Source organism: Pandoraea iniqua, from assembly GCF_902459685.1.
GTDB lineage: Bacteria > Pseudomonadota > Gammaproteobacteria > Burkholderiales > Burkholderiaceae > Pandoraea > Pandoraea iniqua.
Genome location: NZ_CABPSF010000001.1, coordinates 1,171,795 through 1,186,289 on the forward strand (window position 1 = coordinate 1,171,795; position 14,495 = coordinate 1,186,289).

At 62.9% G+C, this 14,495-nt stretch carries 16 protein-coding genes and 1 other RNA gene; 11 read left to right on the forward strand and 6 right to left on the reverse strand.

Features of this window, described 5'->3' with window-relative positions; translation table 11 throughout:
• Positions 1 to 13: 13 nt before the first annotated feature.
• Positions 14 to 422, forward strand: an RNA gene (gene rnpB, locus PIN31009_RS05160) — RNase P RNA component class A.
• A 109-nt stretch (positions 423 to 531) separates the two neighbouring features.
• Here the strand turns inward: rnpB and PIN31009_RS05165 are convergent.
• The gene (locus PIN31009_RS05165; protein WP_058377435.1) at positions 532 to 954 is read right to left on the reverse strand and encodes an OsmC family protein; all 423 of its coding nucleotides are present in this window, start codon (positions 952 to 954) and stop codon (positions 532 to 534) included.
• 665 nt (positions 955 to 1,619) lie between these two features.
• Here PIN31009_RS05165 and rplM point away from each other — a divergent pair.
• From rplM to erpA, 4 genes are all read left to right on the forward strand, one after another.
• Positions 1,620 to 2,048: a 50S ribosomal protein L13 gene (gene rplM, locus PIN31009_RS05170; RefSeq protein ID WP_010805091.1), complete on the forward strand. Its 429-nt coding sequence runs from the start codon at positions 1,620 to 1,622 to the stop codon at positions 2,046 to 2,048.
• 9 nt (positions 2,049 to 2,057) lie between these two features.
• Positions 2,058 to 2,453, forward strand: coding sequence for a 30S ribosomal protein S9 (rpsI, locus tag PIN31009_RS05175; protein ID WP_058377436.1), 396 nt, complete (start codon positions 2,058 to 2,060; stop codon positions 2,451 to 2,453).
• Between the two features lie 171 nt (positions 2,454 to 2,624).
• On the forward strand, positions 2,625 to 3,668 hold the full coding sequence (gene argC / locus PIN31009_RS05180) for an N-acetyl-gamma-glutamyl-phosphate reductase (RefSeq protein WP_058377437.1): 1,044 nt from the start codon (positions 2,625 to 2,627) through the stop codon (positions 3,666 to 3,668).
• 97 nt (positions 3,669 to 3,765) lie between these two features.
• Positions 3,766 to 4,131, forward strand: coding sequence for an iron-sulfur cluster insertion protein ErpA (gene erpA, locus PIN31009_RS05185; protein ID WP_058377438.1), 366 nt, complete (start codon positions 3,766 to 3,768; stop codon positions 4,129 to 4,131).
• Between the two features lie 103 nt (positions 4,132 to 4,234).
• On the opposite strand, the gene PIN31009_RS05190 is transcribed toward erpA, so the two are convergent.
• Together PIN31009_RS05190 and PIN31009_RS05195 are read right to left on the reverse strand one after the other, a co-directional pair.
• Positions 4,235 to 5,392, reverse strand: coding sequence for an anhydro-N-acetylmuramic acid kinase (locus PIN31009_RS05190; protein WP_150789516.1), 1,158 nt, complete (start codon positions 5,390 to 5,392; stop codon positions 4,235 to 4,237).
• Positions 5,393 to 5,505: 113 nt separating this feature from the next.
• Positions 5,506 to 6,783 carry a M23 family metallopeptidase gene (locus tag PIN31009_RS05195; RefSeq protein ID WP_343039024.1) on the reverse strand — a complete coding sequence of 426 codons (1,278 nt, stop codon included), beginning with the start codon at positions 6,781 to 6,783 and terminating at the stop codon, positions 5,506 to 5,508.
• A 269-nt stretch (positions 6,784 to 7,052) separates the two neighbouring features.
• Between PIN31009_RS05195 and tyrS the strand changes: the two genes are divergently transcribed.
• The 4 genes from tyrS to PIN31009_RS05215 all read left to right on the forward strand — a co-directional run bounded on the left by tyrS (position 7,053) and on the right by PIN31009_RS05215 (position 10,379).
• Entirely contained in the window at positions 7,053 to 8,297 is a 1,245-nt protein-coding gene (tyrS, locus tag PIN31009_RS05200) for a tyrosine--tRNA ligase (protein WP_150789517.1), read from the forward strand.
• Positions 8,298 to 8,327: 30 nt separating this feature from the next.
• Positions 8,328 to 8,795, forward strand: a complete 468-nt coding sequence (dtd, locus tag PIN31009_RS05205; protein WP_150683278.1) for a D-aminoacyl-tRNA deacylase — start codon at positions 8,328 to 8,330, stop codon at positions 8,793 to 8,795.
• A 101-nt stretch (positions 8,796 to 8,896) separates the two neighbouring features.
• Entirely contained in the window at positions 8,897 to 9,523 is a 627-nt protein-coding gene (locus PIN31009_RS05210) for a YbhB/YbcL family Raf kinase inhibitor-like protein (protein ID WP_150789518.1), read from the forward strand.
• A 136-nt stretch (positions 9,524 to 9,659) separates the two neighbouring features.
• Positions 9,660 to 10,379: a histidine phosphatase family protein gene (locus PIN31009_RS05215; RefSeq protein ID WP_150683280.1), complete on the forward strand. Its 720-nt coding sequence runs from the start codon at positions 9,660 to 9,662 to the stop codon at positions 10,377 to 10,379.
• Between the two features lie 12 nt (positions 10,380 to 10,391).
• Here the strand turns inward: PIN31009_RS05215 and PIN31009_RS05220 are convergent, their stop codons facing one another.
• From PIN31009_RS05220 to ruvC, 3 genes are all read right to left on the reverse strand, one after another.
• Entirely contained in the window at positions 10,392 to 11,276 is an 885-nt protein-coding gene (locus PIN31009_RS05220) for an oxygenase MpaB family protein (RefSeq protein ID WP_246185527.1), read from the reverse strand.
• A gap of 133 nt (positions 11,277 to 11,409) precedes the next feature.
• Positions 11,410 to 12,495 (reverse strand): Holliday junction branch migration DNA helicase RuvB, encoded by a 1,086-nt coding sequence (gene ruvB / locus PIN31009_RS05225; protein WP_087689308.1) that lies wholly within the window; start codon positions 12,493 to 12,495, stop codon positions 11,410 to 11,412.
• Positions 12,496 to 12,521: 26 nt separating this feature from the next.
• A complete protein-coding gene (ruvC, locus tag PIN31009_RS05230; protein WP_058377446.1) occupies positions 12,522 to 13,064 on the reverse strand; it encodes a crossover junction endodeoxyribonuclease RuvC in 543 nt (180 codons plus the stop codon).
• 271 nt (positions 13,065 to 13,335) lie between these two features.
• Here ruvC and PIN31009_RS05235 point away from each other — a divergent pair, with 271 nt between their 5' ends.
• A complete protein-coding gene (locus PIN31009_RS05235) occupies positions 13,336 to 13,752 on the forward strand; it encodes a CopD family protein (RefSeq protein WP_087689304.1) in 417 nt (138 codons plus the stop codon).
• 82 nt (positions 13,753 to 13,834) lie between these two features.
• On the forward strand, positions 13,835 to 14,455 hold the full coding sequence (locus PIN31009_RS05240; RefSeq protein ID WP_150683282.1) for a 2-hydroxychromene-2-carboxylate isomerase: 621 nt from the start codon (positions 13,835 to 13,837) through the stop codon (positions 14,453 to 14,455).
• The last annotated feature ends 40 nt before the right edge of the window (positions 14,456 to 14,495 follow it).

Genomic DNA, 14,495 nt, shown 5'->3' on the forward strand with positions numbered 1-14,495 from the left:
CACTTCGGCCCGCAGAGTCGGCCAGACAATCGCCGCCTTCTTCGGAAGGGGGAGGAAAGTCCGGACTCCATAGGGCAGGGTGATGGCTAACGGCCATCCGTCGTGAGACGCGGAACAGGGCAACAGAGAACAGACCGCCGATGGCCCCTGGCGCAAGCCAGGCGGATCAGGTAAGGGTGAAACGGTGCGGTAAGAGCGCACCGCGGCGTGCGGCAACGCACACGGCACGGTAACCTCCACCCGGAGCAATTCCAAATAGGCAGGTGAGCGGCATGCGCCTTGTGCGTGTGCCGGCAACGGGGCCCCCGGGAGCCTGCGGGTAGGAAGCTTGAGCGGCGTAGTGATGCGTCGCCTAGAGGAATGGTTGTCAGGCGCGGCGCGAGTCGCGTTCACAGAATCCGGCTTATCGGCCGTCTCTGCAACGATACAAAAGCGAAAGGCTCCCGTGAGGGAGCCTTTTGTCTTTCTGCGACGCGACGTTTAGCGCATGGCGCGCGCGACGCCAGTCGCTCACGCTCATGCCCCTGCGCCTCAGCCTTCGACGATTTCCACGCTGTGCGTGAGCTCGGCCGTCTTGGCGAGCATGATCGACGCCGAGCAGTACTTGTCGTGCGAGAGCGTCACTGCGCGCTCGACGGTAGCCGGGTTCAGGTTGCGGCCCGTCACGGTGAAGTGGAAGTGAATCTTCGTGAAGACCTTGGGGTCTTCGCTGGCGCGCTCGGCCTTGAGCGTGACGCTGCAATCCTTGACCTCTGCGCGGCTCTTCTTGAGGATCATCACCACGTCGTACGCGGTACAACCCCCGGTGCCGACCAGCAGCATCTCCATCGGGCGCGGCGCCAGATTACGGCCACCGCCTTCCGGCGCTCCATCCATCGCGACGATATGCCCACTGCCTGTTTCCGCGATGAAGGCCATGCCATCCTGGCCCATCCAGCTAACCTTGCATTCCATAATCTCGATACCCCGAATTCTCGTTCAAGCAAAAATTGTAGCGGCTTCCGCAATAGTGCGTACGATGCCGTCCGACTCGCGTCCGGCAGCCTCCGGGCGGTCTGAGTTGTTGCGTCGCAATATTGGCGCTTTTTTGATCGGGTTTTCAGGGGGAAAAACCCTAAATTTAGGCAAAAGGCTCTAGCGAGCAGAGCGACCCGAACACGGATTTCATCGTAAGTTGTTGAATTTAAAAGGTGATATTGGTTTGTGTGCGATTTTTGAGAATTTCATAATGTGGTGTTGTATTTCGCACTATAAATTTTCTTGCAACGCACCATCGCCTTTGCTAGACTTCAGTCATTGGTTGTTGTGCTTCACAGCAATTCTGCAAGTGTCTCCTCCACCCTCCTCCTTTGGTGGATTTAACCCGGACCCAATGAGGTTCGGGTTTTTTTTGTGCCCCCGAAAAGTGCTGCGAAAAGGCGGTTTACCTAAGCGCGTTTACCGGGCGGTCGTTTTTTCTGTATAATCAACGGCTTTTCCGGAAATGCCCACGGAAAAAGCATCAGGGAGAGCCTGCAAGCACAGGACTGCGCCATGTGACCCAAATCACAAGGACGCGGCCGGCAGACAAGCAGGAAGTTGGTGTCTATGGGGCAAGCAGTTTTTTAATTGGATCGATCATGAAGACGTTTTCCGCTAAGCCGGCAGAGGTGACGCGCGAATGGTTTGTGATTGACGCGACGGACAAAGTCCTCGGCCGTGTCGCCAGCGAAGTGGCACGCCGTCTGCGCGGCAAGCACAAACCGGAATTCACGCCGCACGTTGACACGGGTGATTACATCATCATCGTCAATGCTGCCAAGCTGAAAGTTACGGGCGCAAAGCAAACTGATAAGAAGTACTACCGTCACACGGGTTACCCGGGCGGTATCTACGAAACCACGTTTGGCAAGATGCAAGAGCGTTTCCCGGGCCGTGCGCTCGAGAAAGCCGTGAAGGGCATGCTGCCGAAGGGTCCGCTGGGCTACGCGATGATCAAGAAGCTGAAGGTTTACGCCGACGGTAACCATCCGCACGAAGCGCAGCAACCGAAGTCGCTCGAGATCTAAGGGCCAGCCATGTTCAAAAACGATTGGAATTACGGCACGGGCCGTCGCAAGAGCGCAGTGGCTCGTGTGTTCATCAAGGCTGGCAAGGGCGACATCGTCGTCAATGGCAAGCCGATCAAAGAGTACTTCGCTCGCGAAACGTCGCTGATGATCGTGCGTCAGCCGCTCGAACTGACCAACCACGCTGAAACGTTCGACATCAAAGTCAACGTGTCGGGCGGTGGTGAAACGGGTCAGGCCGGTGCGGTTCGTCACGGCATCACGCGTGCACTGATCGACTACGACGCGACCCTCAAGCCGTCGCTGTCGACCGCTGGTTTCGTTACCCGCGATGCTCGTGAAGTCGAACGTAAGAAGGTTGGTCTGCACAAGGCCCGCCGTCGCAAACAGTTCTCGAAGCGTTAATCGCACGAGTGCTTGTTGGCATCTGCCGACTCGGCAGATCCGGAGAAAAGGCCGCCTCGCGCGGCCTTTTTTCTTATGTTTTTGGTTTGTGATGTTTCGGGGGGCGGCGCCGTCTCACACGTGTCGTCGAAGCTTGATAGAATCCCGTTTCCAATTTCGTTGGGGTAGGACATGGTCAAGGTAGGTATCGTAGGCGGCACCGGCTATACCGGTGTGGAGCTGCTCCGTTTGCTGGCGCAGCACCCGGAAGCACAATTGACGGCGATTACCTCGCGCAAAGAAGCGGGTACGCTGGTCGCCGATATGTATCCGAACCTGCGTGGCCGCGTCGATCTGGCGTTTTGCACGCCCGATGACGCCCGTCTGACCGATTGCGATGTGGTCTTTTTTGCGACCCCGCACGGTGTGGCGATGGCGCAGGCGCGAGAGTTGCTCGCTGCCGGCGTGCGCGTGATCGACCTGGCCGCAGACTTCCGTCTCAAGGACACGGCCACGTTCGAGAAGTGGTACGGCATGCCGCATGCCTGCCCGGATATTCTCGAAGAAGCCGTTTATGGCCTGCCCGAAATCAACCGCGAGCAGATCAAGCAGGCGCGCGTGATCGGCCTGCCGGGCTGCTACCCGACGTCGGTGCAACTCGGCTACGCGCCGTTGTTCGCCGGTGGCCGCAAGCTGGTCGATGCGAAGCACTTGATCGCCGACGCCAAGTCGGGCGCCAGCGGTGCCGGCCGTAAGGGCGAGACCTCGCTGATCCTGGCCGAGACGCTGGACAACTTCAAGGCGTATGGCGTGAAGGGCCATCGCCACCATCCGGAAATCAAGCAGGGTCTGGAAGCGATTGCAGGCTACGATGTGGGCCTGACGTTCGTGCCGCACCTGCTGCCGACGATTCGCGGCATTCATTCGACGCTGTACGCGACGATTCTGCCCGAAGCGCGCGACACCGATTTCCAGCAATTGTTTGAAACGTATTACGAGAACGAGCCGTTCGTCGACGTGCTGCCGGCAGGTTCGATGCCGGAAACGCGTTGGGTGCGTGCTTCGAACTACGTGCGCGTGGCGGTGCATCGCCCGGGCAATGAAGACACGCTGGTCATCCTCGTGGTCGAGGACAACCTGGTCAAGGGCGCGTCCGGTCAGGGCGTGCAATGTATGAACCTGATGTTCGGCCTGCCGGAGAACATGGGTCTGACCCATATTCCCGTACTGCCGTAACGGTATTTTTTGTCCCTAAGCTCTTGATTTTTCTGCCGTCGGCACGATTTCGGAATAGGGAATAGAATGGTACCCAACCGAATTATGGAGATTTGCGATGAACGCACCGCTTGAGGCCGCCGTCACGGAAATGCCCGCGTTTCTGGTCTTTACGGACAGCGCCGCGGACAAGGTCAAGCAACTGATCGACGAAGAAGGCAACCCGGAACTCAAACTGCGCGTTTTCGTGCAGGGTGGCGGTTGCTCCGGCTTTCAGTATGGTTTCACCTTCGACGAAGACGTGAACGAAGATGACACCGTGCTCGACAAGAACGGTGTTTCGCTGCTGATCGACTCGATGAGCTACCAGTATCTGGTGGGCGCCGAGATCGACTACAAGGAAGACATCAACGGCGCACAGTTCGTGATCAAGAACCCGAACGCCTCCACGACTTGTGGTTGCGGCTCGTCGTTCTCGGTCTGATCGACACGACGGCAGTACCGGAAGTACCAAGAGAAAGGGCCCGCAAGGGCCCTTTTCTCGTTAACGCGTCATCTCAACCGCCGGTATCGCCACGGAATCCCTGTCAGCGGGGGTAGATCGCCCCGAGAACGCGCGGGCCGGCAGCGCCAGTGACTGATGGCAGATTGCCCGGCAGGCGCGCCAGACACCGCTCAGCCAGCCACGCGAAGGCGAGCGCTTCGACCTGATTCGGCGGCACGCCGAGCGCATCCGTCGTCGTGACCGTCATTCCGGGCAGACGGGCGGCAATCGCCTGCATCAGCGCCCGATTGCGCGTGCCGCCACCGCACGCGTAGAAGCCCTTGCAGTCCGGTGCATAGCGAAGCACGTCGTCGGCCACGCATTGGGCCGTGAGCGCGACCAGCGTCGCCTGAACATCGACAGGCGCCACACCGGGGAAGGCCGCCAGATGGGCGTCCAGCCATGCGGCGTGGAACAGATCGCGTCCGGTGCTCTTGGGGGGTGTTTGGGTGAAATAGGGCGCGCTCATCAACGCGGCGAGCAGGGCGTTGTCGACGCGTCCGCTGGCGCCCCATGCGCCGCCATCGTCGTAGGCCTTGCCAATATGCCGCGCGGCCCAGCCGTCGAGCAGGGCATTGCCGGGGCCACAGTCGAAACCGGTCACCGGCTTGCCCAATGCCGCAGCGGGGAGAATCGTCACGTTGCTGATGCCGCCGAGGTTGCAGACCACGCGCGTCTCGCCCGCGTCCGAAAACTTCGCCTGATGATAGGCGGGCACCAGTGGGGCCCCTTGGCCGCCGGCAGCGACGTCGCGGCTGCGGATATCCGCCACCACGTCGATGCCGGTCAGTTCTGCAATCAAGGCGGGGGCATTCAGTTGACGCGTGTAACCCACACCGTCGAATTCGCCGGGACGATGGCGAATGGTCTGCCCATGCGCGCCCACGGCGGTGATCGCCGACGCCGGTAACCCGGCGTTCTCGAGGAGCGTTTTCACGCAATCGGCGTAATGCCGCGCGAGTGCATTGGCGGCCAGCGCTTCCCGGTGCAACTCGTTCTCCGACGGCGCTTGCAGCACCATGAGCGTTTCGCGCAATTCCGCCGGGAAGGGGACGTATGCTTCGGCGAGCACTTGGCCTCCGGGAGACGCCACGAGTACGCCGTCGACACCATCGAGGCTGGTGCCGGACATAAGACCGATGAAGTGGGAAGTTGCAGCAGCGGCGGCCGAGTGGGCGCCTTGGGAAACGGTGTCGGTCATGAGCAGAGCGCAGGCGTTCGAGGAGAGCCGGGAAACTTTTCGCACCGGCGGGCGACGCGCGCGAATCCTACATTTCGCACGTCATCGCCCGCCGGTGCGGCCTCCAGCATACCTTAATCGCGCTCGGCGACCTGCACGGTGCGCATCAGATCGATGCGCTTGAGAAGGTTGGCGGCATACATGTCGAACAGCTTCAGGCGCGGGCCCGAGAGCGGTGCGACGGCGGCCACATCGGTGGCAAACGGATTGCGCGGCACGTTCTTGTAGCGCAGTTCGTAATGCAGATGCGGACCCGTTGCCCAGCCGGTCTGGCCGACAAAGCCGATCACCTGACCCTGCGTGACGCGCGCGCCCGGTTTCAAGCCCGAGCTAAAGCCCGACAGGTGGGCGTAGCGCGTCTGATAGTCGCCGGCGTGGTTGATCTCGATCAGGTTGCCGTAGCCGTTCTGCTTGCCGACGAACTTCACCACGCCATCGCCCGCAGCGAACACTCGCGTGCCGACCGGAGCGGCAAGATCGACGCCTTCGTGCTTCTTCCATTGATGCTGGAACGGATGCTCGCGGCCGCCGAATGCCGACGAAATACGCGAGAACTCGACCGGCGTGCGCAGGAAAGCCTGCTTGAGGTTGCGTCCGTCGAAGCCGTAATACGCGCCGTCGCTATTGCCTTGCGGGTCGGCGTACCAGATGGCCTGATGCGTCTTGCCCTGATTGATGAACTCGATGGCGAGAATTCGGCCGGTGCGCACGGTGCGGTCTTGCTGCTTGACCACTTCGTACACGAGCCGGAACCGGTCGCCGCGGCGCACGTCGCGCTGGAAGTTGATCACACCGGAGAAGATGTTGACCATCTGCGCGACCACGGCGTCGGGCACGCCCGCGTCGTCCATGGCCGTGAAGAAGTTGCCGGCGATGGCACCCGAGCGCATGGACCACTCGGTGTCGTTCGCGAGCTGTTCCATGCGGGCGCGCAGCTTGCCGGCGTCATTGCGCTCGATCACGAGCTGCTGGGCGTTGGCCGTGCCGGACGAGATCAGGGTGGAGAGCGTAACGAGCTTGCCGTCGTCGTCGGTTTCGGCCTGAACGACCTGACCGGCGGGCACGCCGATGAGACGCCGTGCGACGGCATTCTCTCGGATGAAGCGCTCGGCAGCAGGGTCCTGGATCGACAGCCGTGAAAGCATGTCGCCAAGCGTCTCGCCGCGCCGCAGCGCCACTTGATGGATGAAGGTCTGAGATTGCGCGTCGAGCTGCTGGATTTGTCGGGCCAGATCGGGGAAGGTGAGCGGCAGCGTGATGCTGGCACCATTGCGTGCCGAGTCCGGCACCATGGGGGCCACGCCGAATGCGGTCACCATTCCCAACGTCAGGGCCGAACCGACCGTCGCCACGATTTGCACCTTTCTTCGACGGTGCTTCGGCTGCGTGGGATCAATCAGGGTCAGCAGTTCACGCGCAAAAAAATCACGGAGTTTTGGCCACATCACGTAAAATTCTGCGCAACTTACGAAAAAGCCCGGGCGGAGCGACACGCTTCGAATTGCCTTCCGGCAACCCGGCGGCGCCTTGGCCCGAGCCGAGAATTGAGCGGCGATTATAGCAGACGCGCCAACATCTCTTGCGTTGGGGGAAATCCTAACGCAGTCTGGACAATGAAGTTATGACAAGTGAACACACACTCACCCCGGAAAAGACGTACCCAGTGACTGACGCCACGCGGGCCGCTATGGCGATCGCCAAGCGCGGCTGCGACGAGCTGCTGGTGGAGGAGGAGTTCCTTCAAAAGCTGGCCCGCAGCGAAGCCACGGGCAAGCCGCTGCGCATCAAGCTGGGTCTGGACCCGACGGCGCCGGACATCCACATCGGTCACACGGTGGTGCTCAACAAGATGCGCCAGTTGCAGGATCTGGGCCATACGGTCATTTTCCTGATCGGCGACTTCACCTCGCTGATCGGCGACCCGTCGGGCCGTAACAGCACGCGTCCGCCGCTCACGCGCGAGCAGATCGAGGCGAACGCCAAGACCTACTTCGAACAGGCCGCGCTGGTGCTCGACCGCAGCAAGACCGAGATTCGCTACAACAGCGAATGGTCGATGAAGCTCGGCGCCGACGGCATGATCAAGCTCGCGTCGCGCTACACGATGGCGCGCATGCTGGAGCGCGAAGACTTCACCAAGCGCTTTCAGGGCGGGGTGCCGATCGCGATTCACGAGTTTCTGTACCCGCTCATGCAGGGTTACGACTCGGTGGCGCTGGAGTCGGATCTGGAGCTGGGCGGTACCGACCAGAAATTCAACCTGCTGGTGGGCCGTGAGCTGCAAAAGCAGTACGGTCAGGAGCCGCAGTGCATTCTGACGATGCCGCTGCTCGTGGGGCTCGATGGCGTCGAGAAGATGTCGAAGTCCAAGGGCAACTACATCGGCATCAGCGAGAAGCCGAGCGAGATGTTCGGCAAGCTGATGAGCATCTCCGACGACCTGATGTGGCGCTACTACGAGCTGCTGTCGTTCCGCACGCTCGAAGAGATTGCGCAACTGAAGCAGGACGTCGACGGCGGGCGCAACCCGCGCGATGTGAAGGTGCTGCTCGCGCAGGAAATCGTTGCACGCTTCCACTCGCAGGCCGATGCCGAGCGCGCGCTCGAAGACTTCAATGCGCGCGCCAAGGGCGGCGTGCCGGACGATATTCCGGAAGTTTCCCTCGATGGCGCCCCGCTGGGCATCGCTCAACTGCTCAAGCAGGCGGGCCTCGTGCCGTCGACTTCGGAAGCCAACCGCAATATCGAACAGGGTGGTGTGCGTATCGATGGCGAAGTCGTGGCCGACAAGGGCGCGAAGATCGACGCCGGCACGTACGTGGTGCAGGTCGGCAAGCGCCGCTTCGCCCGCGTCACGCTGGCGTAATCACCTCGACTCGACGCAAATTCGCCTCTCATGATCGCGCTCATTCAACGCGTACTGGAAGCCGCGGTGACGGTCGATGGCCGCACCGTGGGCGCCATCGGGCCGGGCCTGCTGGCGCTGGTCTGCGCGGAGCGCGGCGACACCGAGGCGAGTGCGGACAAACTGCTCACGAAGCTGCTCGGCTACCGCGTCTTTTCCGACGATGCGGGCAAGATGAATCGCAGCGTGAGCAGTCTGGACGGCAACGGACTGGCGGGCGGGCTGCTGCTCGTCTCGCAGTTCACGCTGGCGGCCGACACCAACAGTGGCACGCGTCCGAGCTTCACGCCGGCAGCGAGCCCGGCCGACGGTCAGCGGCTGTTCGACCATTTCGTGACGCAGGCGCGTGCGCGCCATCCGCAGGTCGAGACGGGCGAATTCGGCGCGCATATGCGCGTCTCGCTCGTGAACGACGGCCCCGTCACGTTCTGGCTTCAAACGCGTCCCGAAAGCGCGTAATTCAGACTGGCTCAGACGCCGTCAGACCCGGCACCTCACGCGATACGCGACGGTGTGATACCGTCGTTGGGTTTTGAAATGACATCGCAAGGGAGAAGCTGATGAAAGTCTGGAGTGACTCGTTCGCCGACAATGCGGCGATAGATGCACAGTTTGCGTTCGGTAAGCCGGACGCGCAGTCGCACGTGGCGCTGTCGCAAAATAAGAATCCGCATCTGGCATGGTCTGATGTGCCCGCCGGTACGCGCTCGTTTGTCGTGATCTGTACCGACAGCGATGTGCCGAGCCAAGGCGATGACGTTAACAAGGAAGGTCGCGAAGTGCCGGCCGATCTGCCGCGCGTCGACTTCTATCACTGGGTGCTGGTCGACGTACCGGCATCGGTCAACGAAATCCCGGCGGCCAGCCACAGCAATCACGTCACGCCGCGCGGCAAGTTCGGCCCGGACGCGCTCGACGGCATGCGCCACGGCGTCAACGACTACACCGCGTGGTTCGCTGGCGACGAGAGCATGCAGGGCGACTACTACGGCTATGACGGCCCGTGCCCGCCGTGGAACGATACGATCGTTCACCACTATCACTTCACCGTGTATGCCCTCGACGTTGCGCGTGTGCCGCTCGACGGCCGCTTTGGCGGTGACGACGTCGTCCATACGATCCAGTCGCACGTGCTCGGCAAGGCGAGCGTGACCGGTACCTACACCCTCAACCCGAAGGCGGCATAACGGGTGAGTCACTCGTGAGGGCGGATGGGGCGAGGTTGCCCCGTCCGTTGCACCGGCAGGCACGCTCAGCCCCCTCGCCGACCCTCGCAGACGCCCGCAGACCTTCGCGCAATCGCGCACCAACGTAATTCTCAGAATGACTGGCAAGACAACGACGCTGACCCTGATTCGCCATGGCGAGACCGACTGGAACCGCGTGAAGCGCATTCAGGGACATACCGACATTCCGCTCTCCGCCGAGGGCGAACATCAGGCCGTGCGATTGGGTGCGCGCGTGGCGCGTGAAGTTGCGGCGCAAGGTCACGTATTCGATCAGGTGCTGACGAGCGACTTGCAGCGCGCGGTACAGACCGCCGAGCCGGTGGCAAAGGCCTGCGGACTGCCGCTGGTGCGCACGGCCAACCTGCGCGAGCGGCACTACGGTGCGTTCGAGACGCGCACGCCTGACGACATTCAGGCGCAATTTCCGCAGGACTATGTGCGATGGCAGACCCGCGATCCGGATTTCACGATTCCGGGCGGAGAGTCCACGCGCGGCTTCTACACACGCATTACCGATTTCGTCCGCCAATTGGTGCGCGACTACGAAGGGCAGCATCTCGCGCTGGTGGCGCATGGCGGCGTGCTTGACTGCTGCTATCGGCTGGCCACAGGGTTGGATCTGTCCGCGCCGCGCTCGTACCCGCTACTCAATGCGAGCGTGAACCGCATCGCGTTCGATGGCGAGCATTGGCAGGTATTGAGTTGGGGGGATGTCACGCATCTGGATGACGCCGTGCGCGACGAGATCAACGACAAGCCGGCCGAAGGGAATGCGGGTAATTCGACCGATCGCGTGGATCCCCGCGTGGTGTAAGACGTTTCGACGTCACCGCTCCAGCGACGGCGCGTGCGAGACGGCATCGGGTGTCGCCAGCGCGCGCTTGCGTGCCCGATGCGCGACGCTGTTGCGCATCGCCCAGCGTGCCAGCTGCGCCGTGTGACGCACGGCCGGCCGCACCGTAAGGCGCCGCACGACGGCGCCTTGTTCGAAGCCCAACATTCCTTGCGCCCAATCGGGCAGCAGATCCACGCCCGCCCGGAACAGCAATCCCCCGAAGACGCGCGCCCCTGCAAATGGCGAGGGTAGGTTGCGCAACACGTGCACCACTTCGTCGGTTCGCTCGCTCGTCGCTAACGACGGCCGCATGGCGGCCAGATAGGCGTCGATCTCGGCAACGCTCGCCGGCACGTTGCGTGCACCCAGTGCAATCGCAATGCGCGCAACTTCCGCGTAATAGCGATCCTGTTCGCTACGCGGGAATGCCGGGTTTTTGTAGACGAGATAGCTGCGCAGAAAGCTCGACGTCTCCGCCACGTGCACCCACGTCAGCAAATCGGGATCGTAAGCCGCGTAAGGCCTGCCGTCCGGCGCGGTGCCTTTCACCTGAAGATGAATGCGCCGCACGCGATCGAGCAAGGCCTCGGCATCGGCGGTATTGCCGAACGTCGTGCCGCCAATGAAAGTGGCCGTACGGCGCAGGCGGCCGATCACGTCCTGCCGGAAGGTCGAATGATCCCAGACGCCCGCCATCGCGAGCGGATGCAGCGACTGCATCAACAGCGCGCTGATGCCGCCGATCATCATCGATGTGAAGTCACCATGAACATGCCAGCAGGCGGCGTCCGGGCCGAAAAGACCGGGGTCGCCCGCAGGCGTGTCGTAATTCAGGCGAGGGGCGCCGGGGCCGGACGTGAGGCTCACGAGCCGCATGGCAATCGCGTGCCGCACCCGGCCCGACACGCCCACGACGGGGCCGGCGGGCTGTAGCGGTGTTTTCGGCGGCGGGGTGGGGAGATCGTCCTGTGTGCTCATACGCGGCTGACTACGACGGCACGGCGTGCCGTCAGTTGCCGCCCGTCGCGCCGGCGGGCGGCTCGGGTGACCACAGTGAGTCGCTCGTGGGCGCGCTACCGGGGGCGGACAGGCCGAAGTGGCGATAGGCCGCGAGCGTGGCCACACGCCCGCGCGGCGTGCGTTGCAAGAAGCCTTGTTGGATCAGGTACGGCTCGATCACGTCTTCGATGGTGTCGCGCTCTTCGCCAATGGCGGCGGCGAGATTGTCGACGCCCACCGGGCCGCCGTCGAACTTGTGCAGCACGGCTTCGAGCAACTTGCGGTCCATCACGTCGAGGCCGCTCGCATCGACGTCGAGCATCGACAGCGCGGCGTCGGCCACCTCTGCCGTGATGCGCCCGTCGGCACGTACTTCGGCGTAATCACGCACTCGGCGCAGCAGCCGGTTGGCGATACGGGGCGTGCCCCGCGCGCGGCGTGCGATTTCAAATGCGCCGTCGTCGACGATAACCGCGCCCAGCAGGCCGGCCGAGCGTCGCACGATGCCGGCGAGTTCGTCTGCCGAATAAAACTCCAGCCGCGCGACGATGCCGAAGCGATCGCGCAGCGGGTTGGTCAGCATGCCGGCGCGCGTGGTGGCGCCGACCAGCGTGAACGGTTGCAAGTCGAGCTTAACGCTGCGCGCCGCCGGCCCTTCACCGATCATGATGTCGATCTGATAGTCCTCGAGCGCGGGGTACAGAATTTCTTCGACGACCGGCGAGAGCCGGTGAATTTCGTCGATGAACAGCACGTCGTTGGCTTCGAGATTGGTCAGCAGGGCGGCGAGATCACCCGGACGCTCGAGCACGGGGCCCGAGGTCTGGCGAAGATGCACGCCCATCTCGCGCGCGATGATGTGCGCGAGCGTTGTCTTGCCCAGACCCGGCGGGCCGAAGAGCAATACGTGGTCGAGCGGCTCGGCACGCTTGCGGGCTGCCTCGATGAAGATTTCTAACTGGCCGCGCACCTTGCGCTGGCCGACGTATTCGTCGAGCAGCTTAGGGCGCAGCGCGCGCTCGAAGGCTTCTTCGTTGGGCGAGGCCGGTGTCGGCGCAATGATGCGCTCGGCGGCGAGTTTGTCGGTTTCGATCATGGCAGCATTGTAGCGCTTTGGCCGTGTCAGCCGACCAGCCGTCCGCGTCGTACGCGAAGGGCCTTGCCGGCCAGTGCGGGCGAGACGTCGGCCAGCGCCGTGAAGGTTTCGCCGCAGTGCGCGTGGCAGATGGCGACGCCGAGCGCGTCGGACGCATCGGTGCCCGGCTTGCCGGTGAGCGCCAGCAGACGCATCACCATGTCTTGCACCTGCTCTTTGCGGGCCCGGCCGGTGCCGACCACGGCTTGTTTGAGTTGCGAGGGGGTGTATTCGAAGACTTCCAGCCCGCCGACCGACAGCGCGGTAATGGCCGCACCGCGCGCCTGCCCGAGCAGCAGCGTCGACTGCGGGTTCACATTGACGAAGACTTTTTCAACGGCGGCTTGATCGGGCTGGTAGGTGGCGACCAGTTCTGCCACGCTCTCGAAGATGATGCGCAGACGGGCAGAGAGCGTGCCTTCGCCGCTGCGAATGACGCCGCTCGTCACATACTGCAAGCGGTTGCCGTGCTTTTCGAGCACGCCGAAGCCGGTGACACGCAGGCCGGGGTCGATACCAAGAATTCTCATGCAGGGGCCGGTGGCCGGCGCGCTGGGCGCCGAGGGGTAAAAACATCGAAAGCCGATATGGCCCGTATTCTGGCACAGCCGGGTGGGGGCGTCGCCTGCCGGGAATGTTTCATAGGGCAAGACGCCGCGATACCCGTGATGCCCTCGCGTCGATTTGCCGCATCCCCGCGCCCCGTTGGGACGAGACGGCGCCCTTCGCGAGCGAGCGGATTGTTGTACATTGCGTGCTGTTCAAAATATTCGATGGCCCGCCCGTGGCCGCCTGTCCCCGATGCTCTGGATCAAAGCGTTTCACATCGTTTTCATCGCCTCATGGTTCGCGGGCTTGTTCTACCTGCCGCGCATCTTCGTCAATCTCGCGATGGAGACCGACGCCACCGCCACGCAGCGCCTGCTGCTCATGGCCCGCAAGCTCTACCGCTTCATGACGATTCTGGCCGTGCCCGCGCTCGCCTTCGGTCTGGTGCTGTGGCTGTACTACGGCATCGGCCGCCAGAGCGGCTGGCTGCACGCCAAGCTGCTGATCGTGGTGCTGCTGCTCGGCTATCACCATGCGTGCGGCCGTCTGCTGCGCAAGTTCGAAACCGGCCGCAATACCCACTCGCACCGCTGGTATCGCTATTTCAACGAATTCCCTGTGCTCGGGCTGCTCGCCGCCGTGATTCTCGCGGTCGTGAAGCCGTTCTGACACTGCACGGACACGTACTGCACACGCACTTCATACGTACCGCAATATCACCGATATCCAAGAGAACCGAGAGGAGCCTGCCGTGAGTCTGACCTGCGATTACTACCTCGCCCCGCCGTCGCCCTATGTGTATATGGGCCACGCGCGGTTCATCGAACTGGCACGCGAGTACGACGTGCAGGTTCAGCTCAAGCCGGTCGATCTTGGCCGGGTGTTCGCGGTCTCGGGCGGCCTGCCGCTCGCGAAGCGCACGCCGCAGCGTCAGGCGTATCGTCTGGTCGAACTCGCACGCTGGTCGAAGTACCTCGACGTGCCGCTCAACCCGCAGCCCAAGTTCTTCCCGGTCGCGGGCGATCCGGCCGCACGTCTGATCATCGCCACGCAACTCGCCCATGGCACGGCGAAGGCACTGGAACTCGCGGGCGCCATCTCGTCGGCGCTCTGGACGCAGGAGCGCAACATCGCCGACGAAGCCACGCTGCTGGCGATTGCCAACGATCTGTCGCTCGACGGCAAGTCGTTGCTCACCGCGTCGCAAGGCGCGAGCGTGCAGGCGGCGTACGACGCGAACACCGAAGACGCGATGTCGGCCGGTGTGTACGGCGTGCCTTGGTTCGTGTTCGAAGGCGAGCCGTACTGGGGGCAGGACCGCCTCGATTTTCTCGAGCGCGCGTTTGCCGTTGCGCGTGCGAAGCAAAGCTGATGACTGTGGCACCAATCGAGCATCAACAGGGAGTCAAGAG

Excerpts from the sequence above, each read along its gene's own strand:
- PIN31009_RS05165 (WP_058377435.1), bottom strand. The coding sequence starts at position 954 with ATGGAATGCAAGGTTAGCTGGATGGGCCAGGATGGCATGGCCTTCATC.
- rplM (WP_010805091.1), top strand. The coding sequence starts at position 1,620 with ATGAAGACGTTTTCCGCTAAGCCGGCAGAGGTGACGCGCGAATGGTTT.
- rpsI (WP_058377436.1), top strand. The coding sequence starts at position 2,058 with ATGTTCAAAAACGATTGGAATTACGGCACGGGCCGTCGCAAGAGCGCA.
- argC (WP_058377437.1), top strand. The coding sequence starts at position 2,625 with ATGGTCAAGGTAGGTATCGTAGGCGGCACCGGCTATACCGGTGTGGAG.
- erpA (WP_058377438.1), top strand. The coding sequence starts at position 3,766 with ATGAACGCACCGCTTGAGGCCGCCGTCACGGAAATGCCCGCGTTTCTG.
- PIN31009_RS05190 (WP_150789516.1), bottom strand. The coding sequence starts at position 5,392 with ATGACCGACACCGTTTCCCAAGGCGCCCACTCGGCCGCCGCTGCTGCA.
- tyrS (WP_150789517.1), top strand. The coding sequence starts at position 7,053 with ATGACAAGTGAACACACACTCACCCCGGAAAAGACGTACCCAGTGACT.
- dtd (WP_150683278.1), top strand. The coding sequence starts at position 8,328 with ATGATCGCGCTCATTCAACGCGTACTGGAAGCCGCGGTGACGGTCGAT.
- PIN31009_RS05210 (WP_150789518.1), top strand. The coding sequence starts at position 8,897 with ATGAAAGTCTGGAGTGACTCGTTCGCCGACAATGCGGCGATAGATGCA.
- PIN31009_RS05215 (WP_150683280.1), top strand. The coding sequence starts at position 9,660 with ATGACTGGCAAGACAACGACGCTGACCCTGATTCGCCATGGCGAGACC.
- PIN31009_RS05220 (WP_246185527.1), bottom strand. The coding sequence starts at position 11,276 with ATGCGGCTCGTGAGCCTCACGTCCGGCCCCGGCGCCCCTCGCCTGAAT.
- ruvB (WP_087689308.1), bottom strand. The coding sequence starts at position 12,495 with ATGATCGAAACCGACAAACTCGCCGCCGAGCGCATCATTGCGCCGACA.
- ruvC (WP_058377446.1), bottom strand. The coding sequence starts at position 13,064 with ATGAGAATTCTTGGTATCGACCCCGGCCTGCGTGTCACCGGCTTCGGC.
- PIN31009_RS05235 (WP_087689304.1), top strand. The coding sequence starts at position 13,336 with ATGCTCTGGATCAAAGCGTTTCACATCGTTTTCATCGCCTCATGGTTC.